Genomic DNA, 19,072 nt, shown 5'->3' with positions numbered 1-19,072 from the left:
ACGGTCAGGGCCGCAGCGGGCGGATGTGATGCTTTGCTCTGACGTCGCTGAGCAGAATCCCGATGCCGGCTCCGAGCAGGCTGATTCCGATACTCACCGCTGCCGCGCCGAGGCCGATCGCGAGTCCAAGCATGATTCCTCCAAGGCTCTCGTCGAGTCGATCGTCGGGGCGGCCTCGCGTGGGGCGGCCCCCACGAATGAACAATTCCACGCTCGTCCTCCCGCGGACCGATTGCAACAGTCCGACCGATGTCAGGTTTCCCCGGACGGTCTGATACAGATACCGGTCATGAAGCGCATCGTTTTCGCCGCAATCGCGGCCGCCTCCGTGTCCCTGCTCGCCGTCGGCTGCGGGTCGGACACCGACTCGACCGACACGTCGGCGGACGCCACGACGGCCGCATCGTCGTCGGACGATTTCGCGGAAACCGCTGCCACCGGCGACGTCTACGTCGACACCTGCAACGGCGTGTCCGCCTACATCCAGACACTCAAGGAATCCGGGCTCACCGCCGAGGAGAACTCGCCGGAGGCGATCGGCGAGGAGTTCATCACGCTGGCGAAGGCAGAGCCGGACTGGGCGGGCAAGTCCGAGCAGGACAAGGCGGACTTCGAACGTGGAGTGAAGGCCGCGGTCGCCGGTAGCTGCTGAGCGTCCACCGGCCCACGCGCCCCCGACGACTCCGGTCGCGGGGGGCGCGCTGCGTCGGAGGCAGGGACCGCGGTCATCCCCGCTCGAGGAAAAGACCGACCAAACCGCGAGCATACAATTGGCAAAATGGAAGCGCGGACAGTGAACAACCCCGCCCTGCGGTGGGAGGCGCTGTCCCGATGGGCGCTCGCATGGGATCCGCTGCTCGATCGCACGGAGCTCACCGGATGGGCCGGCCAACTGTCGGAGGTGATGACCGCGGTGGCGGACAGCGCCGTGATCTGGTCTCCCACCACGGACACCATCGTCGCTCCCCGTTCGCGCTCGTCGACCGATCTCGACGGGCGCATGTGGCGCGCCATCGAGTTGCTGACCGGAATCGAGCCGTGACGACAGGCGAGGGCGTCGGTGCAGCCACGAAATTCACCCCAGGTTCACCCCCGAATCCGCGCGGCGGCTACGCATCAGCAACCCCGATTCGCGCTACCGTTCCTTCACGTCGTTCTTGCCCTCCCCGGCGAACGACGCAGGCCCACCGGACCGAGCCCCCAATTCGGCCGGTGGGCCACAGCCCCAACTCGGCGGCATGAAAAAGGCCCTGAACTGCGGTTCGCAATTCAGGGCCTTGATGGAGCCCCCTGTCGGGATTGAACCGACGACCTTTCGCTTACAAGGCGAGTGCTCTACCACTGAGCTAAGGAGGCGGACAAAGCGCGCCCATCATATCCATCCGCCTCACGGACACTGAAAACCGGCGCGGCAAACGTCCTCCTCGCCGCGCACCTCACCCAACCTTCGAAGCGAGGACGTCGAGGTAGTGCTGGTTGTACATGACACCGAGGACGTTGCCGAAGGGGTCGACGACCGAGGCGGTGACGAATCCCGGTCCGCGTTCCAGGGGCTTGTCGTGGACGCTGGCCCCCAGCGAGAGCAGTCGCTCGAAGGCGGCCGTGGCGTCATCCACGTGCCAGTAGACGATCTGGCCTGCGGGCTGCTCGGTGCGGGCGTGCGGCGCGAACCGGGCGTCGACGATGCCGAGTTCGTGCTGGAGGTCGCCGATACGGAACTCGACGTACGCGGTGCGCCCGTCGACGTCGCGGGCGAAGTAGGGCTCGATTCCGAGCACCTCGGTGTACCAGTCCCTGGCGGCCGCGACGTCGTCGGCGAAGAAGCTGACGGTGGTGAGTCCTCGCAACATCGGTGATTCCCTTCGGTTCTGCCTGCAGTGGCTTTTCGGTTGATGACGAGATCCATCCTCACGGTCAAAGCGCTCATCAACTGAGCACTTTGTTTGGGAAACTCGACGACATGCGCGCAGACCGTCTCGTCGCCACCCTCCTGCTGATGCAGTCCCGCGGACGGGTCACCGCGGCCGAGGTCGCCGACGAACTCGAGGTGTCCGTCGCGACGGCCCGCCGCGACCTGGAGGCCCTGTCCGCGGCGGGCATCCCGGTGTACCCGCAGGCTGGGCGAGGCGGCGGCTGGTCCCTCGTCGGCGGTGCCCGCACGGACCTGTCCGGTCTGTCCGCGACCGAAGCGCAGGCCCTGTTCCTGCTCGTCGGCCCGGCGGCGGCCGTGTCGTCCGAGGCGAAGGCCGCGCTGCGCAAGCTCGTCCGTGCGCTGCCCCAGACGTTCCGGGCCGACGCCGAGGCCGCCGCAGAGGCCGTGATGATCGACCCGACCCGCTGGGGCGAACGCGAACGCGACCGGCCGGAGGTGGTCGCACTGCTACAGGACGCCGTGGTCCGCCGGCGCAAGGTCCGGCTCGCCTACGTCAACGGCGCGAGATCGCGCAGCGAGCGGCTCGTCGAGCCGTGGGGCCTGGTCACCAAGGACGACACCTGGTACCTGATCGCGGGGACCGACCGTGGCCGACGCACGTTCCGGGTGGATCGGATCGCCGAGGCGCAGACCACCGACCATCCCGCCGGGCGACCCGACGACTTCGAACTCGCCGCGACCTGGGAGGAGGTGGTCGGGAAGATGGAGGAGCGGCGATCGACCACCTGGGCGACCGTGCTGATCGAACCGCGATTCGTCCCGATCCTGCGTGACCACTTCGGCCGCCACTGCCACGCCGACGGCGACACCGACGACGGCCGCGCCCGTGTCCGCCTGGCCGCCCCGACCCCGCTGGACATCGCCCGCAACCTCGCCGGCTGGGGCGCGGCGGTCGAGGTGCTCGAACCGCAGACCGTACGAGACGAGCTGGCGCGGATCGGCACCGAACTGGCCGGGCGGTATGCCTAGGGCACCGCACCGTAAGGCGGGCGACGCCGCGCCCCGCGCGTCCACGCCCCGTCGCCCGGGAACCGATAGCGTGAAGGCCATGAGTACCTCCGAGATCGCCACGGTCCTCGCGTGGCACGACGCGCTGAACGCCTCCGACCTCGACACCCTGCTGGCGCTCTCCAGCGATGACATCGAGATCGCCGACGCGGAGGGGGCGGGCCAGGGCCTCGGCGCGCTGCGGGAATGGGCATCGACCGCCGGGCTGACGCTCGATCCCGGCCGCATGTTCGTGCACGAGGGAGTGGTGGTCGTCGAGGAGGCGACCAAGGTCGCGGCCCGCCCCGACGAGACGACCACCATGGCCATGGCCTTCCGGGTCGTGCACGACCAGGTCACCTCGGTCTTCCGGCACGACGACCTGGCCGCCGCGTTCGAAGCGACCGACCTGACGGAAGCGGACCTGGTGTCCTGACGTGTCGAGGTGGCGCAGTGTCCTCGACACACTGAGCAACCTCGTCGGAGAACGCGCTGTCGTCGACGAACCGGTCGCCGCGCCCACTCCCCTGCGGCCGATCGACCTCACCGACGATGCACGGGTCGCCGAGGTGCTCGATCTGGCGGTGCGCTCGGGCGAGGTGCTACTCGCGGCCGGGACGTCCGTCGCCGACACCACCACCCAGATCCAGTTCGTCGCCGCGACCTACGGGCTGGCCCGCTGCGACGTCGACGTCACATACAACTCGATCCGCGTCAGCGCGCACCGGGGTCCGACGATGCCCCCTGCCACCAGCATGCGGATCGTGCACTACCGATCGCACGACTTCACCCGCCTCGCCGCGGTCGACAAACTGACCCGTCAGCTGCGCACCGAGGCGATCGACCCGGCGATCGCGCTGGCGGAGATCAGCGCGATCAACCGGGCACCCCACCCCTACAACCGCTGGGTCGCGACATTCGGCTGGTCCGCCATGGCCGCCTCGGTGTCCGTGCTGCTGGGCGGCGGCGCGCTCGTCGCACTGATCAGCTTCCTGACGACCGCGGTCATCTACCTGATGAACCTGGGACTGAACCGGATCGGGCTGCCGTTCTTCTTCCAGCAGGTGGCGGGCGGTTTCGTGGCGGCCGCCCCGGCCGGAGTGCTGTACGCGCTGCGCGATCCACTCGATCTCGACGTCAAACCGTCGCTGGTCATCGCGGCAGGTGTGACCGTGCTGCTGTCCGGCCTGGCGCTGGTCGGATCGGTGCAGGACGCGATCACCGGCTCCCCGGTCACGGCGGTGGCACGGTTCTTCGAGGTGCTGATGATGACCGGCGGGATCATCGCCGGCGTGGCGATCTCGCTGCGGATCGCAGCGGCACTGGGGACTCCGCTGCCGGACACCACCCCGGCACCGATCTCACCCAGTTTCAGCGAAACGCCCGTGCAGGTCGCCGCGGGTGCGTTCACGGCGTTGTTCTTCGCCCTCGCCTGCTATGCCGAGCGCCGGGCGCTCCTGGTGGCAGGGCTCAGCGGCGCCGCGGGCATCCTCGTCTACTACTCCGTGCGGCTGATCCTGTCGATCGGACCGGTGGTCGGCACGGCCATTGCGGCGACGGTGGTCGGGTTCGTCGGCGGCCTGCTCGCCCGGCGGGCACTGACGCCGCCGCAGGTGATCGCGGTCGCGGGCATCACCCCGCTGCTGCCGGGACTCGCCCTGTACAGGGCTCTCTACGCACTGCTGAGCGACGAGTTGCTACTCGGAATCAGTGCCCTGCTGTCGGCGTTCGGCATCGGCGTCGCCCTCGCGGCCGGGGTCACGCTCGGTGAGTGGATGGCCCGCACCCTGCGGCGGCCGCGCATGATGCGCGGAACGGAAGCGCTCCGGCACCCGATCCTGCAGAGAATGCAGAACGGGCCCGGAGCGCGGAACCTCTGGTTTCGGCGTTGATCTGCCGGCACCGCCGGCGTGTTGATCCGCCGGCACCGCCGGCGTGTTGATCCGCCGGCACCGCCGGCGTGTTGATCTGCCGGCACCACCGGCGCGGTGACTAGCCGTTTCCGGCGGCCTTGTCCTTCTCCATCGCCTCACGCAGGCTCTTCGGCCGCATGTCGGTCCAGTTCTTCTCTACGTACTCGACGCAGGCCTGACGGGTGTCCTCACCGAAAACCACGCGCCAGCCCTGCGGCACGTCGGAGAAGGTGGGCCACAACGAGTGCTGGTCCTCGTCGTTGACGAGCACATAGAAGCGGCCGTCTTCGTCGTCAAAGGGATTCGTGCTCATTTGGCCTCGCTTGTCGCAAACTCGTTCGTGGTGCTCTCCACCCCTGTGGAAGTCTCGACCCTATCAAGGTCGAAGTCCGCTGATCGATTTATCACGATGGAATTCAAGATCTCTCCCGCGCGGACCGCCACGTTCGACAGCAGCGAGGCCGTCAAGCCGTGGGTCTTCTCGGTCCCGCCCTGAAGGTAGATGCCGGCGCGCACGTCGGCCGGGGTGTCGAGACGGTAGTCGCGGGCGACCCCGGTGACCACGTCACCGGCCGGTGCGAATTCCCCGAGCAGCTCGCGGAGCGGCGCAGGCGCGAAGCCGGTGGCCAGAACGAGCGCGTCGCAGGTCAGCGTGTCGGTGAGTCCGTCGAGGTTGCTCCGGATCCCCACCTCGATGGCGTCCTCACCGTCCTGCACGGACACGACGTCCGACGCCCGATGCATGAACAGCCGCCGCTTCCCGCTGACCAGTTCCTGGTACTCGGCGGTGTACAGCTCGTTGATCAGGTCGATGTCGACGACGGAGTAGTTGGTGCCCTTGTGCAGGCCGAGCAGCCGCTCCCGTTCGAGGGGGCTGGCGCCGTGGAACTCGTCGACGGTGGACGGATCGAAGATCCGGTTGGCGTACGGGCTGTCGTCGGCGGGGCTGTACCCGTACCGCGAGAACACGCTGTGCACCTCGGCCTGCGGGTAGTTCCGATGCAGGTACTGCACCACCTCGGCGGCGCTCTGTCCGGCGCCGAGCACCGCGAACCTCTGGTGCCGGACCTCGGGCATCTGCTCGAGGTGGAACAGGAACTTGTGATTGTGGAAGCAGCGCGGCGACGGCGTTGCCCATTCCGGCAGCCGCTCGCGCAGGCCTGCGCCGACCGCAATGTTTCGGGCGTACAGGGTCTGGCCGTCGGCGGTGTCAATGGCGAATTCGTCGACGGTGCCATCACCGGAGCGGACCCCGCCGATCCCGGTGACCGCCACCCCGTACCGGACGTCGGCGTCGACGCGCTCGGCCGCCCACTGCAGGTAGTCGTTGAACTCGTGCCGGGTCGGGAAGAACGTCTGGTGGTTGACGAAGTCGACCAGCCGACCCCGATCGAAGAGGTAGGAGAAGAAGCTGTAGGTGCTCGCCGGGTTGCGGAAGGTCACCAGATCCTTCGGGAACGCGATCTGCATGGTGGCTCCGTCGAGGAGCATGCCCGGATGCCAGACGAACCGGTCCTGCCGCTCGACGAAGCGCGCCCGCACCCGGTCCTCGGGTGCGCAGGTCGCGTTGTGTTCCTCGATCGCGATGGCGAGTGCGAGGTTCGAGGGCCCGAACCCGACCCCGACGATGTCCAACACTTCGGACCGGGAATCCCCGGCCGTCCGAGTCGAAGTCATGGCAGCAGTCCATCCTCGCCGTGGTGCGCGGCGGTCCCGTTGTTCCCAGCGCCCCGCGGTCGATCCGAGGCCCCCGTATTAGTAGCGCAGCCTACCCTAATACTCAACGGGTTCCGTGTGCGAGGCGAGGGCCGGAACCAGCCCTCGAGGAACCGGAACCAGCCCGTGCGGAACCGGACCTAGCCCTTGAGGAAGTCGAGGATCGCGGAGTTCACCGCGTCCGGGCGCTCGAGGTAGCCGTAGTGACCGCAGTCTTCCAACTCGACGTACTGGGCACCCGGGATGGCCTTCGCGACCTCCGCGGCCAGGGTCGGCGCCAGCAGGCGGTCGTCGGCGAATCCGATCGCCAGGCACGGCACCGTGATCCTGCCGTACGCGGACAGCCGGTCCCCGAAGTCGTCGAGGTTCTTCTGCGCCCGGACACCGGGCGAGGACTCGCCCTTCGAGAACGCGAAGATGTCGAGCCAGTCCTGCGCGGCCATCGGGTCGACCAGCGAGGCCGGCGACAGGTTCAGCACGGCCGTGATCGCCGCCCGGTACGAATCGGGCAGGACGATGCCCTGCCGATCCAGTTCCCGCTCACCCTCGGACAACGCCTTCTGCAGCGTGTCCCGGCGGCCGTGCGCGGCGAGGAAGACGGCCTTGCGAACCAGTTCCGGTCGGGAAAGTGCCAGTTCCTGGGCGATCCGGGCGCCGAGAGAGGTGCCGACGACGTAGGCCGGGCCGCCGAGGTGCTCGATCAGCGCGGCGGTGTCCGCCACCAGATCCTCGATCGTGAAACCGTCCGCGCATTCGTCGGTCGGCGCGATGCCGCGATTGTCGAACGTGCACACCCGGTAGCCCGCGGCGACCAGCGCAGGCACCTGGTGCAGGTCCCACACCCGGCCGGGGCTGCCCGTGCCCATGATCAGCACGACCAGATCACCGGAGCCCTTGACCTGGTAATTCAGCTGAATCCCGTTGATCGTGGCGAGCGGCATGAACAGACCTTTCCGAGGACGGCAACGACGCTGGTCACCGTACCCTGCGGCGGCCCGCCCGAACCCAGTGCATGGTGCACGCGAAGGCATGCTGAACGATCGACCAGAAACGCCTTCGGGCGGACCCGCGCCCTTGTAGCCTCGCACCGAGTTTCCCGGTCCACGAGGAGCACGATGAGTTCAGCACGCTCGACCCGTAGGTACTCACGCGCGATGGGCTTCACCCTCGCCGCCGCGATCGCAGCGATCCCCGCGCTCGCCGGCACCGCCTCCGCAACGCTGGTCGGCACCGCCTCCGCGGCCTCGGTGGACTGGGGCGACCTGAAGTCGGGATCGAGCAACTTCGGATCATCCGGCGAACAGCCGACACTTCCCGAGATCCCGCCGCCCTCCGCGGCCGCGATCCGGCTGGACGAGGCCAGGAACTTCCGCGACATCGGTGGCTACCGCACCTCCGACGGCCAGACCGTCCGCACCGGCCTGGTGTTCCGATCGAACAAGCTCAGTTCCCTCAGCGACTCCGACCAGGCCAAGCTGACCGCCGCGAACGTCACCCTCGACGTCGACCTGCGCAATGCGTCCGAACGCAAGGAGGCCCCGGACCGGATCCCCGCCGGCATCCGCTACCAGGTCGCGGACGTCGTCAGCCTCGAGAACGGCATCGGCTTCCACGAGGCCGTGCCACTGACCCTCGGGCGCGCCCTGATCGACGCCGCAACCAGCGGCTCGTCGGACATCGGACAAACCATCGGCTATCCGTTCATGGTCAACTACCGCGGATCGGACGTCGCGTTCCACGACCTGATCACGGCGATCGCGAACAACCCCGACGGCGCCACCGTCTACCACTGCAGCGCGGGCAAGGACCGCACCGGCTGGAGCACCGCGATCCTGCTGAGCATCCTCGGCGTGCCCCGCGACGTGATCAGCGCCGACTTCATGGCATCGAACGCCTATCTCGGCCGCGACGACGCCGTCGAACTGTCCTGGCTGAACGCCGCCTACGACCAGGCCGAGCGGATCTACGGCAGCATGGACGCCTACATTCGCGAGGGACTGGACATCGACCAGGCGACGATCGACACACTGCGCGCCAAGCTGCTCGTCTGACCGCGCCCGGACACGGTGGTCATCGCCCGCCCGGGCCCGAGAAGTGAGTGAACCCTAAACCAGACGGAACTGGCGCCGAGGGGCCCCGTTCTCTTAGAGTCGCGGGCAGAAATCCCCGGCTGCGCGTCCCGCAGCTTCCCCCTGGAGGAACCGGCATCATGGCCACCAAGACGACCACCGAGAACGACATCCCCGACGAGGAACTCGAACCCGTCACCGACGAAACCGCGCGACAGGCGCAGCGCGTCGTCGCCGCATATGCCGCAGACGCCGACGAATGCCGCATGTTGCTGTCTATGCTCGGCATCGGCCCCTCGGCCAAGATCGACTAGGTCGCCGACGCTGCCGGTCCGGCAGCGCGGCTTATGGAACAGGATCACAGTGGGCTCAGCCGCTTCGGAATTCGTCGTCGTCGCCAACCGGCTGCCCGTCGATCTGGAGAAGCTGCCGGACGGCAGCACCCGCTGGAAGCGCAGCCCCGGCGGACTGGTCACCGCCCTCGAACCCATCCTCCGCGGCAACAGCGGAGCATGGGTGGGCTGGCCCGGCGTCCCCGACACCGACCTCGAGCCGATCGTCGAGGACGGCATCGAGATGCACCCGGTCGCGCTGAGCTCCCAGGAGGTCGCGGACTACTACGAGGGCTTCTCGAACGCCACCCTGTGGCCGCTCTACCACGACGTGATCGTCCGCCCGGAGTACCGGCGCGAATGGTGGAACGCCTATGTCGAGGTCAACCGCCGTTTCGCGGAGCAGACGGCCGAGGCGGCCGCCGAGGGCGCGACCGTCTGGATCCAGGACTACCAGCTGCAGCTGGTCCCGAAGATGCTGCGGATGCTCCGGCCCGATCTGACCATCGGGTTCTTCCTGCACATCCCGTTCCCCCCGGTTGAACTGTTCATGCAGATGCCGTGGCGAACGGAGATCGTCGAAGGTCTGCTCGGCGCCGACCTGATCGGCTTCCACCTGCCCGGCGGGGCGGAGAACTTCCTGTTCCTCGCCCGTCGCCTGCTGGGTCACCAGACCTCCCGCGGCACCGTCGGGGTGCGGTCGAAACTCGGTGTCGTGCAGGTCGGTTTCCGCACCGTCCGGGTCGGCGCCTTCCCGATCTCCATCGACTCCGGCGCGCTCGACGTGCAGTCCCGCACCAAGGCGATCCGCGACCGCGCCCGGCAGATCCGCAAGGAACTCGGCAACCCGAAGAAGATCATGCTCGGCGTCGACCGTCTCGACTACACGAAAGGCATCGACGTCAGGCTCGACGCCCTGCACGAGCTCATTGCCGAAGGCCGGGTCGATCCCGCGGAGACCGTGATGGTCCAGCTGGCGACCCCGAGCCGGGAACGCGTCGAGTCGTACGTGCAGATGCGCGGCGAGATCGAGATGACGGTCAGCCGGATCAACGGCGAGTACGCGGAGGTCGGCCGGCCGGTCGTCCACTACATCCACCGTCCGATCGCCCGCGACGAGCTGATCGCGTTCTTCGTCGCCGCTGACGTGATGCTGGTGACGCCGCTGCGCGACGGCATGAACCTGGTGGCCAAGGAGTACGTGGCCTGCCGCAGCGACCTCGGTGGCGCGCTGGTGCTCAGCGAGTTCACCGGTGCCGCCGCCGAACTGCGCCAGGCGTTCCTGTGCAACCCGCACGATCTCGAAGACGTGAAGGACAAGATGGAGGCGGCGCTCACCCAGCCGCGCGAGGACGGTCGCCGGCACATGCGCGCCCTGCGTCGCCAGGTCCTCGCCCACGACGTCGACCGCTGGGCGAAGGCGTTCCTCACCGCTCTGTCCCGCGACTCGGTCGCCGGCCAGGCCCTGATGTCGACCGACCCGACCGACTGACCCGGGTACGAAAAATGGGGCGCCGCAGGATATTTCCTGCGGCGCCCCACTTTCGTGTCCCTGGGATCTACACCGGGGTGAGCCGCCCGGTCAGCCAGCGATCACCGTCCTTGTGCATCTCCATGCGAACCCGGCTGCCGGTGGTGGCCGCATCGGGAGCGTCGGAGCTGGTGGTGATCTGGTTGACGAACAGCAGCACCACCGCGTCGTCGGGGGTAGCGGAGACGACGGACCCGGCCTGCACGGTGGCCTGCACGGTCAGCTTCTTGTCCTTCGCACCCGGCGCGATGGTCTCCTGCACCAGGGTGTTGTACTCGTCCCGGAAGTCACCGGTCAGGCCGTCGGCCGCGGCGGCCAGCTGCTGATCGACCTCGTTGTAGTTGTAGGACAGCATCTTCGCGGCCTGGTCACTCGCCGCCGCCACCGCGTCGATGCGGGCCTGCTCGGTGGCCCGGTCCTTCAGGTATCCCGTAAACAGGATGCCGACGCCGACCGCGAGCGCGAGCACCAGCACGGCGGCCACGGCAGCGAGTGCCTTGGCGGTCGAGCCCGACTTCCCGACAACGGTTTCCGCCGACTCACCAACCGCAGTCTCGGTAACCGACTGCTCCGCACCGGTCGTGCCGGTCGCCGTGGGCTCCGTCACCGTCGACCCGTTCGTCTTCTTCTCGTCTTCGTTCATGGCACGAACTCCACCTTCGAGGCCGTCATGGTGCCACCGTCATCGGTGACGGTGACCCGCATGCGGAAGTCCCGCGGGCCGTTCTGCGTGCCGTCCGGGGTGCTGACGTCGGCGCGGGCGGCGACCAGCACCTTGCCGGTGTTGCCGTCCTGGCTCTCGAACCCGGCCTCGAGGATCTTGCCGACGGTGGTCACGCCGGCCTCCTGCACGACGCTGACGAAGGGATCCTCGCGTCCGTCGAACTCGGACCGGAATTCGCCGCTGGCGCCGGCCAGGATGCGCTCCACGTCCTCCTTGGCGGTGTCCGGCTTGATCGTGGTCAGGTTGAGCACGGTCTGACGGGCTGTCTGCACGAACGCATTTCGTTGTGCGTCCCGGTCGTTCGCGGCGTTTCGCTCAATCAACAGCCACACCGCGGACCCAACCAGGGCCACCACGAGCAGGCCCGCGAGCACCCACCCGAGACGGCCGCGGCGCGACCGGGCCGCCTCGGGCTCGGCCTCGTCGGCGACGTCCTCGCCCACGGCCGGCACGTCGGCCACCGTCTGCTCGTGCGCGGTCTGCTCCTGTGCGGCGGCCGAGGCCTGCGGCGCAGCGGCCTCGGGTGCCTCCCCTCCGGTCGCGGCAGCGCCGGTGTCCCGCAACGCAGTCGCGGCCGGAGCGAGCGCCTCCTTGCCCTCGGGCTCGGTGACCGCGGGCGCCGGAGCCTCCTTCGGAGGACCGGCGCTGCGGCTGGCCCGCCGGCGTGGAGCCGGATTGCTCTCGGGCGTCAGCCCTGCTGACGTGTCATCATCGTCTGCCACGTCGTGTCCTCTCTTGCTTTTCCACCCGACGCCAGCGCGGGCTGGGCGTACAGGCGGCCGTCGGGCCCGACGTATTTACCGGTTGTCGGGTCGTACGGGCGCGCCGTGGCGGGCACTCCCGAGGCTCCGTCGTACGACGCCGGAGCCGTCGTGTACGAGGGTACAGACGGATCCTGGACCGGACCGCTCGGCGGGTTGTTGCCCTGCGGAACGTATCCCGTGCGGCACTCCTCGACCGTGCCTGCGCGGCGGCCGGGGAACTCCTGGCACGGGTAGTTGCGCGCACCGCGGACCGCGGTGGGGTCGTCCGGTGCCACCTTGCAGAACAGGTCGGGCGGCGTGTCGGGGACAGATACTTCGTCGCCGGAACGCCACTGGTCGGGCGGGAGGAAGCCGGTGGTGCACGGCGGCGGATCGTTGGCCTGCAGGTAGAAGTTCGCGATCGCGCCGTCCTCGCGCGGTCCACTGAGCGCAGCGGTCATCAGCCCGGTGACCAGCGGCGGGTAGATCACCATGACCTGCTCGATGCTCTTGTTGTAGATCACGCCGACCTCACCCACGCTGACGAGGTTCGCCAGCAGCACCGGGAGGGTGGGCTGCAACTCCTGGAACAGTTCGGTGGCCTCCGCCGCGGCCTCCGGCCCCTTCTCGAGCAGGTCCCGGATCTGCGGGTCGCTGGCCCGCAACTGGTTGCTGAAGGTCACCAGATCGGCTGTCCAGGAGCGGATCGCATCGCTCGTGACCACCTGGGTGTCGAGCAGTGCGCCGGCCTGGTCGATCAGGGTCTTGGTGGCGTCGACGTTGGCGTTGGCCTCCTGCACGAACAGTCGCGCGGAGTCGATCAGCCGCTGCAGGTCCGGCCCGGCGCCGTTGAACGCCTTGAACGACTCGTCGACCACGGTGCGCAACTGGGTGTTCGAAATGCTCTTGACCAGGGTGTCGGCCTGGTCGAGCATCGCACCGACGTCCTGCGGCGTCGAGGTCCGGTCCATCGGAATCACATCACCGTCGGACAGGTACGGCTCGGAGTCGGAGCGCGGGATCAGGTCCACGTACTGCTCACCGATCGCGGACACGCTCTTGACCGCGGCATCGACGTCGGCGGGGATGTCGTAGCCGCTGCCGATCGAGAGCTTCGCGTCGACACCGTCCTCGGTGAGCACCACGTCCTCGACCTTGCCGATGTTGGTGCCGCGGAACGCGACGTTGGCGTTCGGGTACAAACCACCGGTGGACGGCAGCTGCACCGTCACCCCGAACTGCCCGATCCCGAACAGCGCGGGCAGGCGCACGTACTGCGTGGCCATCACGGCCAGCCCGATCACGGTGAGGATCGAGAAGATCACCAGCTGGGTGCGGACGAACTTCGTGAGCATCATGGTGTCGGCGCTCCTAGCTGCGGCAGGCCGGGAATCTGAATCTGCGGCAGCCCCGGAATCAACGGTGCGGGTGCGGGCTTCGGCTCCGCCTGGACGGGATTCGGGGCCTTCGGCGCGGGAGTCTGCAGCGGGTTGGCCGCCTCACCGGCGACGCCGGCGAACGCTCCCAGCGCACCTTCCACACCGGCGAGCCGGGTACCCGTGCTCGTCCCGCCGAGGAAGTTCGTGTCCAGCCGCTGGTTGGTCAAGTCGATCATCATCATCAGGTTGGCGTAGTCGCCGCGGAACACCTGGTCCAGGTTCTTCATCGCGAACGGGAACGTGAGCATCAGCGAGAGCACCTCGGTCAGCGCGTTGCCGGTGCCGGCCAACTGGTTCAGCAACGGGACGAGTGACTGCAGGTTCGCCTTCAGGTCGTCGCCGCTCTCGTTGATCACGCGGGTGGCGGTATCACTGAAGTTGCCCAGTGCGACAAGAGCATTGGTGAGGTTCTGCCGCTGACCCACCAGCACCTCCAGCGCCGGCGGGATCCCGTCCAGGGCGGCGGTGAGGATCTCACTCTGCTGGTTCACCGTGCCTGCCAGCCGGTCGATCCCTTCCATCGCGGAGATGATCTCGCCGCGCTGCGCGTCGAGGCTGCCGACGAGCTGGTCGAGCTGCGGCAGCAGATCCCGGATCGATTCCTCGCGGCCGCCGAGCGCCGCGTTCAGTTCACGGGTGATGTCGTTGATCTGCGCGAGCCCGCCTCCGTTGAGCACCACCGACAACGAGGACAGCGTCTGCTCGGTGGTCGGGTACGCCCCGGCCCGATCGAGCGGGATCACGTCTCCGTCCTGCAGCGTGCCCTTCGGCGCGACACCGGACGGCGGTGCGAGCTCCAGGTGCTGAGAACCGAGCAGGCTGGTCTGGCCGATCTTCGCGGTCGCGTTGGCCGGCAGCTCCACGCCGGGATTGATCGACACGGTGACGAGGGCGTGCCAGTCCTGTACCTCGATACCGCTGACGGTCCCCACCGTCACGTCGTTCACCCGGACCGGCGAGTTCTGCGACAACGTCGTCACGTTCGGCATCTCGATCGTGACGGTGTAGGAGCCCTCCTCGCCGCCCTCGGTGCCGGGCAGCGGAATCGAGTTGAGTCCGTTCCACTCGCACCCGGTGAGGGTGAGGGTCAGCCCCATCGCCACCGCGGCAAGCGCCGCCCGGCGACGGCGTGGCCAACGCGCGGTCATCGTCCGCCTCCCGGGTTGAGCAGTGCGCCAAGATCCTTGGGCACGTTGATCGTGGGCATGTTCGCGAGCGGACCTGAGGCCGGAGTCATGGCCGTGCGGGCCGGAACCTCACCCGCCAGGCTCGGCGGGGAGAACGCGATCTGGTCCGGCCGGGCGACAGCGGCGATCGCCGGGTTGGTCAGGAAACCCGGGTAGTTCATCGCGACCGAGTTCAGCACCGGTCCGAGGTATTGCGCGCACAGCTCGCCACTGCGGTCCGAATCATTGGTGCCGAGACCCTCGATCAGGCCGCACACCGCGTTGATCGGGTTGTTGGCGTTGCTCAGCGCGATGGCACCGTTGATCGAACCCGTCGCCGGACTGTAGATGTTGTTGAAGTTGGCCAGCGCGTTCGGCGCCACGTGCAGCACCTGTTCGAGCTGCGGCCGCTTCTCCACCAGCACGGTGGTGGCATCGGCGAGACGACCCACCTGCTCGCTCAGTGAATCCCGGTTCTCGGAGACGAAGCGCTGCACGTCATTCATCGCGACGTCCAGGTCGGTGAGAGCCACACCGAGTTCGTCACTCGTGTCGGCGAGCAGCGAGGACACCGACGCCAGACGACCACCGAACTGCACGATCTGCTCGTTGCTGGCCGACAGCGTCGACACGAACGCCTGCAGGTTCCGGATGGTCCCGAACAGGTCGGTGCGACCGTCCGAGAGCAGCTTCATCGTGTCGGACAGCTCGCGCAGGGTGGCACGCAGCGAATCCCCGTTGCCGTCGAGGTTCGCGGCGGCGGTGTCGATGAATCGCCCCAGCGAACCCTGGTCCGCGGCCCCCTGCGGCCCGAGTGCATCGGACAGCCTGGTCAGCTCGGTCTTGATCTCGTCCCACTCGACCGGAACGGCGGTGCGCTCCACCGGAATCTCGGCGCCGTCCGACATCGTGTCACCGCCGTCGTACACGGGGGTGAGCTGGACGAAACGCGCCGCGACGAGGCTCGGGGCGACGATGATCGCCTTCGCGTCCGCCGGAATATCCACGGAGCGATCGACATTCATCACCACGGTCGCACCGGTGCCGTTCGGATCGATGCTACCGATCGTGCCGACCTTCACGCCGAGAACGCGCACGTCGTCGCCCGCGTAGAGGCCCGTGGTGGACGGGAACTCGGCGGTGATCGTGGTCTTGCCGATTCCGGGGAAGAAATACAGCACTCCGGCGACCAGAGCCGCGACCACGACGGCGGCCCCACCGCCGATCAGCCACTTCTTCTTCGAGTTCATCTGGGCGCTCATCGGTTCGGGTCCTTGAGCTCGGTCTTGAGCGGCGGGAACTGTTGGAGGTCCTGTGGCACGTGCTCCGGCCAGACCAGTTGGTCGACCAGTGTCTGCACCATCGGACTGACTTGGAAGTTCGCGACGTACGCCATGAAGAACGGCCCGCTGCTGACGGCTTCGCCGAGCGCGGTCGCGTACGGGGCGAGTCCGTCGAGCCCGCGGCCGATGTTGTCCTTGTTGCGTTGCAGGATCTCGACCGTCTCGTTGAGCTTGTCGAGGGTCGGCTTCATCTGCTGCTCGTTGTCCTGCACCACGCCGGTGAGCTGGCGCGAGACGTACGAGATGTTGGTGATCAGCTCGCTGATCGCGTTGCGGCGCCGGTCCAGTTCGCCGAGCAGCTGGTTGCCGTCCACGACGAGCGAGTTGATCTGGTCGCTGCGCTGGGACAGGATGCCCGTCACGCTTTCGGCCCGGGCGAGCAGGTCCTTGAGGGACTCGTCACGCGAGTTGAGGCTTTCCGAGAGCCGGCTGATGCCGGTCAGCGCGGTCCGCAGCTCCGGCGGTGTGTCGGCCAGCGCGTCGGATGCCGCGTTGAGCGAATCGTTGAGCTGCTCGGTGTTCAGCTCCGACACCGACGTCGTCAGGTCGCCGAGCGCATCGTTGAGCGAATACGGCGAATTGGTGCGGTCCAACGGGATCGAGCTGCCGACCGGCATGACATCGGAGCCTTCCGGCGTCACCTGCAGCGACTTGCGCCCGAGGATGGTGTTGGTCTTGATGTCGGCTCGCGTGCTGTCGCCGAGCCGGATGCCCTCGTCCATCGAGAAGCCGACCCGCACGTCGGTGCCGTCGAGTTCGACCTTCTCCACCTTGCCGACGTTCACCCCGGCGACGGTCACGTAGTCGCCCGTGAGCAGGCCACCGGCGTCCTCGAAGTACGCCTGGTAGCGGACACCACCGGCGATGAACGGCAGCCGATCGTACTGCAGGCCGGCCACCACGAGGGAGGCCGCGACGACGAGCCCGATGACGCCGATCTGCACGGGGTTTCGTTCACGCTTGCTCATCGGAACGCGCACCTCCCTGTCGTCTGAGTCGGGGTCAACGGGTTCTCCACGTGCAACTCCTGGCCGTCCGGCCCGGAGAACTTGAACTTGACCGAACACGTGTAGAACTGGAACATGCTGCCGTAGGTGCCGGTGCGGATCAGCTTGCGGTATGCCTCGGGCAGTCGCTCGAGCACCCAGTCGACCTGGTCCTGACCGGCGACGAGCTGTGTGGCCACCCGGTTCGCCTCGGTGATCGTGGCCTGCAGATCGGGCCGGGTGCCCTCCAGCAGCTGCGCGAGATCGCCCGTGGCGGTGGCGATCTTCGGGATCGCCGCACCGATCGGATCGCGGTCCTGTGCCAGCCCGCTGACCAGTTGCTGCAGATGGTCCAGCGTGGACGAGAACTGGTCGCCCCGGTCGTTGATCGTGTTCAGCGTGGTGTTGAGGTTGGTGATCACGTCACCGATCAGCTGGTCGCGGTCCGCGAGGGTGGACGTGAACGAGCTGGTGCTGCCGAGCAACGACACCAGGGTCCCGCCCTGCCCCTGCAGGACCTGCAGCAGCGCGCCCGTGAGGTCGTTGACCTGGTCCGCGTTCAGGCCGCGCAGCAGCGGCTTGAATCCGCCGAGCAGCAGGTCCAGATCGAGCGCCGGAGAGGTCTGCGACTCCGGGATGGTGCCGCCGTCGGAGAGGGTGTCGGACGACCCGGCCCCCTCGAGCAGTTCCAGATAGCGGTCGCCGACCAGGTTCTCGTAGCGCACCGTGGCCCGGGTGCTCTGGAGCAGCGGGTACTTGGTGTCGACGTCGAAGCTCACCTCGGCGAGGTTGTCGTCGCCTACCTCGACGCCCTTGACAGTGCCCACAGGAACACCCGCGATGCGAACCTTGTCACCCGACTTGAGCCCGGAGGCGCTGGTGAACTCGGCGTTGTATCCGTCGGCACTGCTGAATCGGAACTGGCTGAAGACGACCGCCAGGCCGGCGAAGATCAGCACCATCACCGTGGTGAAGGCGAGCAGCTTGATCGTGGTGGGCCGCATCAGTTCTGCCCTCCCTGCGGCGCGACGCCCGCATACAGCCACTGGAACATCTTGGGCACGTTGAGCGATGCCTTCGTCGACGGGACGTACGGGACGGTCCCGGTGTCGGTGACGACGAACGGGGCGTTGCCGTCCCGCTTCGGATCGAAGTCCGGCAGACCCCAGCAGTTCGGTCCGCCCGAGGCGTTCACCTTCGGCAGATCGTTCGGGTAGGTGTACGGCGCGGCGCCCGGGAGGAAGCTCGCGCTCAGGGCGACGCCCGGCTGGTTACCGCCCTCGAGTTCTTCGGCGATCGGCCGGACGTTGTTCAGTCCGACGATCACGCAGGCCAGGCTCGGCGAGTATTCGGCAAGCAGTGATGTTGTCGGTACGAGCAGCGACAGGGACTTCGTCAGGTTCGCCTCGTTCTCGGTGAGCACCTGGTTGCCGGTGTTCGCCAGTCCGGTGACGTTCATCAGCAGCAGGTTCAGGTTGGCCTGTTCCTCGACGATGCTGCCGCTGGTGGCGGTCGCGTTGCCGAGCAGCGTCATCAGGTTCGGGGTGACGTCCGCGAACGTGTTGGTCACGGTCGCCGCCGACTCGAGGTCCTTCTGCAGCTGCGGCAGAACAGGATTCATCGTCTTGAGGTACGAATCGGTCTCCTCGAGCAGCTGACCGAGTTCGTCACCGCGACCGTTGAGCGCCGACGAGATCGCCCCGAGGGTGGCGTTGAGCTTCTCCGGTTCGATCTGCTGCAGCAGCGTCGACAGGTGCTGGAACAGGGTGTTGAACTCGACGGTCACCGAGGTCGCCTCAATGTTGGTTCCTGGCGACAACGACTGCGACGACGGGTTCTCGGGCACCACGAAGTTGACGTATTTCGCACCGAACACGGTGGTGGACTTGATCTCCACCGTCGAGTTCGACGGAATCAGGTGCAGCTGAGAGGGATCCATGTCCAGGTGCAGGACGGCCTGGCCGTCCACCTCGTCGATGGAACCGACCCGGCCCACCTCGACGCCGCGCAGCTTCACCTTGGCCTGGGGGTCCATCACCAGACCGGAACGTTCTGCGGTCACCGTCACCGGCTCGGTTTCCTTGAAACCGCCGGCGAACATAGTCAGGGCCACGGCCACAATTGCGACAAGGCTGCCAACCAGGATCAGCGCGGCGAGCTTCTTCTTCCACGTGGAATCGGTCATGCGCG

Annotated in this window: 21 protein-coding genes and 1 tRNA gene; 8 read left to right on the top strand and 14 right to left on the bottom strand. The window is 67.7% G+C overall.

Annotation, left to right across the window (positions count from 1 at the left end):
* Nucleotides 1-4: 4 nt before the first annotated feature.
* The gene (locus ACWEPG_RS16220) at nucleotides 5-133 is read right to left on the bottom strand and encodes a hypothetical protein (RefSeq protein ID WP_450116591.1); all 129 of its coding nucleotides are present in this window, start codon (nucleotides 131-133) and stop codon (nucleotides 5-7) included.
* Between the two features lie 156 nt (nucleotides 134-289).
* On the opposite strand from ACWEPG_RS16220, the gene ACWEPG_RS16215 reads away from it, so the two are divergent.
* Complete coding sequence (locus tag ACWEPG_RS16215; RefSeq protein WP_450116590.1) at nucleotides 290-652, top strand: hypothetical protein; 363 nt, start codon at nucleotides 290-292, stop codon at nucleotides 650-652.
* 126 nt (nucleotides 653-778) lie between these two features.
* Nucleotides 779-1,042 (top strand): hypothetical protein, encoded by a 264-nt coding sequence (locus ACWEPG_RS16210; protein WP_452594789.1) that lies wholly within the window; start codon nucleotides 779-781, stop codon nucleotides 1,040-1,042.
* 239 nt (nucleotides 1,043-1,281) lie between these two features.
* On the opposite strand, the gene ACWEPG_RS16205 is transcribed toward ACWEPG_RS16210, so the two are convergent.
* Together ACWEPG_RS16205 and ACWEPG_RS16200 are read right to left on the bottom strand one after the other, a co-directional pair.
* Nucleotides 1,282-1,356: transfer RNA gene (locus tag ACWEPG_RS16205), tRNA-Thr, on the bottom strand.
* Nucleotides 1,357-1,436: 80 nt separating this feature from the next.
* A complete protein-coding gene (locus ACWEPG_RS16200; RefSeq protein WP_452594788.1) occupies nucleotides 1,437-1,850 on the bottom strand; it encodes a VOC family protein in 414 nt (137 codons plus the stop codon).
* Nucleotides 1,851-1,960: 110 nt separating this feature from the next.
* Between ACWEPG_RS16200 and ACWEPG_RS16195 the strand changes: the two genes are divergently transcribed.
* From ACWEPG_RS16195 to ACWEPG_RS16185, 3 genes are all read left to right on the top strand, one after another.
* Nucleotides 1,961-2,902, top strand: a complete 942-nt coding sequence (locus ACWEPG_RS16195) for a helix-turn-helix transcriptional regulator (RefSeq protein ID WP_450116587.1) — start codon at nucleotides 1,961-1,963, stop codon at nucleotides 2,900-2,902.
* 79 nt (nucleotides 2,903-2,981) lie between these two features.
* Entirely contained in the window at nucleotides 2,982-3,356 is a 375-nt protein-coding gene (locus ACWEPG_RS16190; RefSeq protein WP_452594787.1) for a nuclear transport factor 2 family protein, read from the top strand.
* A gap of 1 nt (nucleotide 3,357) precedes the next feature.
* Nucleotides 3,358-4,812, top strand: a complete 1,455-nt coding sequence (locus ACWEPG_RS16185) for a threonine/serine ThrE exporter family protein (protein ID WP_452594786.1) — start codon at nucleotides 3,358-3,360, stop codon at nucleotides 4,810-4,812.
* A gap of 100 nt (nucleotides 4,813-4,912) precedes the next feature.
* Here the strand turns inward: ACWEPG_RS16185 and ACWEPG_RS16180 are convergent, their stop codons facing one another.
* The 3 genes from ACWEPG_RS16180 to ACWEPG_RS16170 form a co-directional block, all read right to left on the bottom strand.
* Nucleotides 4,913-5,146: an MbtH family protein gene (locus tag ACWEPG_RS16180; RefSeq protein WP_450116584.1), complete on the bottom strand. Its 234-nt coding sequence runs from the start codon at nucleotides 5,144-5,146 to the stop codon at nucleotides 4,913-4,915.
* The gene (locus tag ACWEPG_RS16175; RefSeq protein WP_450116583.1) at nucleotides 5,143-6,510 is read right to left on the bottom strand and encodes a lysine N(6)-hydroxylase/L-ornithine N(5)-oxygenase family protein; all 1,368 of its coding nucleotides are present in this window, start codon (nucleotides 6,508-6,510) and stop codon (nucleotides 5,143-5,145) included. Before ACWEPG_RS16175 ends, ACWEPG_RS16180 begins: the two co-directional genes overlap by 4 nt.
* Nucleotides 6,511-6,689: 179 nt before the next feature.
* Nucleotides 6,690-7,490 carry an alpha/beta fold hydrolase gene (locus tag ACWEPG_RS16170; RefSeq protein WP_450133111.1) on the bottom strand — a complete coding sequence of 267 codons (801 nt, stop codon included), beginning with the start codon at nucleotides 7,488-7,490 and terminating at the stop codon, nucleotides 6,690-6,692.
* A 174-nt stretch (nucleotides 7,491-7,664) separates the two neighbouring features.
* On the opposite strand from ACWEPG_RS16170, the gene ACWEPG_RS16165 reads away from it, so the two are divergent.
* The 3 genes from ACWEPG_RS16165 (at nucleotide 7,665) to ACWEPG_RS16155 (ending at nucleotide 10,442) form a co-directional block, all read left to right on the top strand.
* On the top strand, nucleotides 7,665-8,600 hold the full coding sequence (locus tag ACWEPG_RS16165; RefSeq protein WP_452594785.1) for a tyrosine-protein phosphatase: 936 nt from the start codon (nucleotides 7,665-7,667) through the stop codon (nucleotides 8,598-8,600).
* A gap of 158 nt (nucleotides 8,601-8,758) precedes the next feature.
* The gene (locus ACWEPG_RS16160) at nucleotides 8,759-8,932 is read left to right on the top strand and encodes a hypothetical protein (protein ID WP_450116580.1); all 174 of its coding nucleotides are present in this window, start codon (nucleotides 8,759-8,761) and stop codon (nucleotides 8,930-8,932) included.
* The gene (locus ACWEPG_RS16155) at nucleotides 8,859-10,442 is read left to right on the top strand and encodes an alpha,alpha-trehalose-phosphate synthase (UDP-forming) (RefSeq protein WP_450116579.1); all 1,584 of its coding nucleotides are present in this window, start codon (nucleotides 8,859-8,861) and stop codon (nucleotides 10,440-10,442) included. Before ACWEPG_RS16160 ends, ACWEPG_RS16155 begins: the two co-directional genes overlap by 74 nt.
* Nucleotides 10,443-10,509: 67 nt before the next feature.
* Here ACWEPG_RS16155 and ACWEPG_RS16150 read toward each other — a convergent pair whose 3' ends face one another.
* The 8 genes from ACWEPG_RS16150 to ACWEPG_RS16115 are packed head-to-tail and all read right to left on the bottom strand — an operon-like array spanning nucleotide 10,510 to nucleotide 19,067.
* Entirely contained in the window at nucleotides 10,510-11,124 is a 615-nt protein-coding gene (locus ACWEPG_RS16150; protein ID WP_450116578.1) for a h domain protein, read from the bottom strand.
* Entirely contained in the window at nucleotides 11,121-11,927 is an 807-nt protein-coding gene (locus tag ACWEPG_RS16145; RefSeq protein ID WP_450116577.1) for a hypothetical protein, read from the bottom strand. Before ACWEPG_RS16145 ends, ACWEPG_RS16150 begins: the two co-directional genes overlap by 4 nt.
* Nucleotides 11,894-13,306, bottom strand: a complete 1,413-nt coding sequence (locus ACWEPG_RS16140; RefSeq protein ID WP_450116576.1) for an MCE family protein — start codon at nucleotides 13,304-13,306, stop codon at nucleotides 11,894-11,896. The genes ACWEPG_RS16145 and ACWEPG_RS16140 overlap by 34 nt, the downstream gene beginning before the upstream one ends.
* Entirely contained in the window at nucleotides 13,303-14,535 is a 1,233-nt protein-coding gene (locus ACWEPG_RS16135; RefSeq protein WP_452594784.1) for an MCE family protein, read from the bottom strand. The genes ACWEPG_RS16140 and ACWEPG_RS16135 overlap by 4 nt, the downstream gene beginning before the upstream one ends.
* Nucleotides 14,532-15,815 (bottom strand): MCE family protein, encoded by a 1,284-nt coding sequence (locus tag ACWEPG_RS16130; RefSeq protein WP_450116574.1) that lies wholly within the window; start codon nucleotides 15,813-15,815, stop codon nucleotides 14,532-14,534. The genes ACWEPG_RS16135 and ACWEPG_RS16130 overlap by 4 nt, the downstream gene beginning before the upstream one ends.
* Complete coding sequence (locus tag ACWEPG_RS16125) at nucleotides 15,812-16,864, bottom strand: MCE family protein (protein ID WP_450116573.1); 1,053 nt, start codon at nucleotides 16,862-16,864, stop codon at nucleotides 15,812-15,814. The genes ACWEPG_RS16130 and ACWEPG_RS16125 overlap by 4 nt, the downstream gene beginning before the upstream one ends.
* Nucleotides 16,861-17,886: an MCE family protein gene (locus tag ACWEPG_RS16120; protein WP_450116572.1), complete on the bottom strand. Its 1,026-nt coding sequence runs from the start codon at nucleotides 17,884-17,886 to the stop codon at nucleotides 16,861-16,863. The genes ACWEPG_RS16125 and ACWEPG_RS16120 overlap by 4 nt, the downstream gene beginning before the upstream one ends.
* Nucleotides 17,886-19,067, bottom strand: a complete 1,182-nt coding sequence (locus ACWEPG_RS16115; RefSeq protein ID WP_450116571.1) for an MCE family protein — start codon at nucleotides 19,065-19,067, stop codon at nucleotides 17,886-17,888. Before ACWEPG_RS16115 ends, ACWEPG_RS16120 begins: the two co-directional genes overlap by 1 nt.
* Nucleotides 19,068-19,072: the final 5 nt, after the last annotated feature.

This window comes from Rhodococcus sp. NPDC004095, assembly GCF_053604015.1.
Note: the sequence above shows the minus strand (reverse complement) of the source record. Positions and strands in the feature narration are given on the sequence as shown.

Excerpts from the sequence above, each read along its gene's own strand:
- ACWEPG_RS16220 (WP_450116591.1), bottom strand. The coding sequence starts at position 133 with ATGCTTGGACTCGCGATCGGCCTCGGCGCGGCAGCGGTGAGTATCGGA.
- ACWEPG_RS16215 (WP_450116590.1), top strand. The coding sequence starts at position 290 with ATGAAGCGCATCGTTTTCGCCGCAATCGCGGCCGCCTCCGTGTCCCTG.
- ACWEPG_RS16210 (WP_452594789.1), top strand. The coding sequence starts at position 779 with ATGGAAGCGCGGACAGTGAACAACCCCGCCCTGCGGTGGGAGGCGCTG.
- ACWEPG_RS16200 (WP_452594788.1), bottom strand. The coding sequence starts at position 1,850 with ATGTTGCGAGGACTCACCACCGTCAGCTTCTTCGCCGACGACGTCGCG.
- ACWEPG_RS16195 (WP_450116587.1), top strand. The coding sequence starts at position 1,961 with ATGCGCGCAGACCGTCTCGTCGCCACCCTCCTGCTGATGCAGTCCCGC.
- ACWEPG_RS16190 (WP_452594787.1), top strand. The coding sequence starts at position 2,982 with ATGAGTACCTCCGAGATCGCCACGGTCCTCGCGTGGCACGACGCGCTG.
- ACWEPG_RS16180 (WP_450116584.1), bottom strand. The coding sequence starts at position 5,146 with ATGAGCACGAATCCCTTTGACGACGAAGACGGCCGCTTCTATGTGCTC.
- ACWEPG_RS16175 (WP_450116583.1), bottom strand. The coding sequence starts at position 6,510 with ATGACTTCGACTCGGACGGCCGGGGATTCCCGGTCCGAAGTGTTGGAC.
- ACWEPG_RS16170 (WP_450133111.1), bottom strand. The coding sequence starts at position 7,490 with ATGCCGCTCGCCACGATCAACGGGATTCAGCTGAATTACCAGGTCAAG.
- ACWEPG_RS16165 (WP_452594785.1), top strand. The coding sequence starts at position 7,665 with ATGAGTTCAGCACGCTCGACCCGTAGGTACTCACGCGCGATGGGCTTC.
- ACWEPG_RS16160 (WP_450116580.1), top strand. The coding sequence starts at position 8,759 with ATGGCCACCAAGACGACCACCGAGAACGACATCCCCGACGAGGAACTC.
- ACWEPG_RS16155 (WP_450116579.1), top strand. The coding sequence starts at position 8,859 with ATGCCGCAGACGCCGACGAATGCCGCATGTTGCTGTCTATGCTCGGCA.
- ACWEPG_RS16150 (WP_450116578.1), bottom strand. The coding sequence starts at position 11,124 with ATGAACGAAGACGAGAAGAAGACGAACGGGTCGACGGTGACGGAGCCC.
- ACWEPG_RS16140 (WP_450116576.1), bottom strand. The coding sequence starts at position 13,306 with ATGATGCTCACGAAGTTCGTCCGCACCCAGCTGGTGATCTTCTCGATC.
- ACWEPG_RS16135 (WP_452594784.1), bottom strand. The coding sequence starts at position 14,535 with ATGACCGCGCGTTGGCCACGCCGTCGCCGGGCGGCGCTTGCCGCGGTG.
- ACWEPG_RS16130 (WP_450116574.1), bottom strand. The coding sequence starts at position 15,815 with ATGAGCGCCCAGATGAACTCGAAGAAGAAGTGGCTGATCGGCGGTGGG.
- ACWEPG_RS16125 (WP_450116573.1), bottom strand. The coding sequence starts at position 16,864 with ATGAGCAAGCGTGAACGAAACCCCGTGCAGATCGGCGTCATCGGGCTC.
- ACWEPG_RS16120 (WP_450116572.1), bottom strand. The coding sequence starts at position 17,886 with ATGCGGCCCACCACGATCAAGCTGCTCGCCTTCACCACGGTGATGGTG.
- ACWEPG_RS16115 (WP_450116571.1), bottom strand. The coding sequence starts at position 19,067 with ATGACCGATTCCACGTGGAAGAAGAAGCTCGCCGCGCTGATCCTGGTT.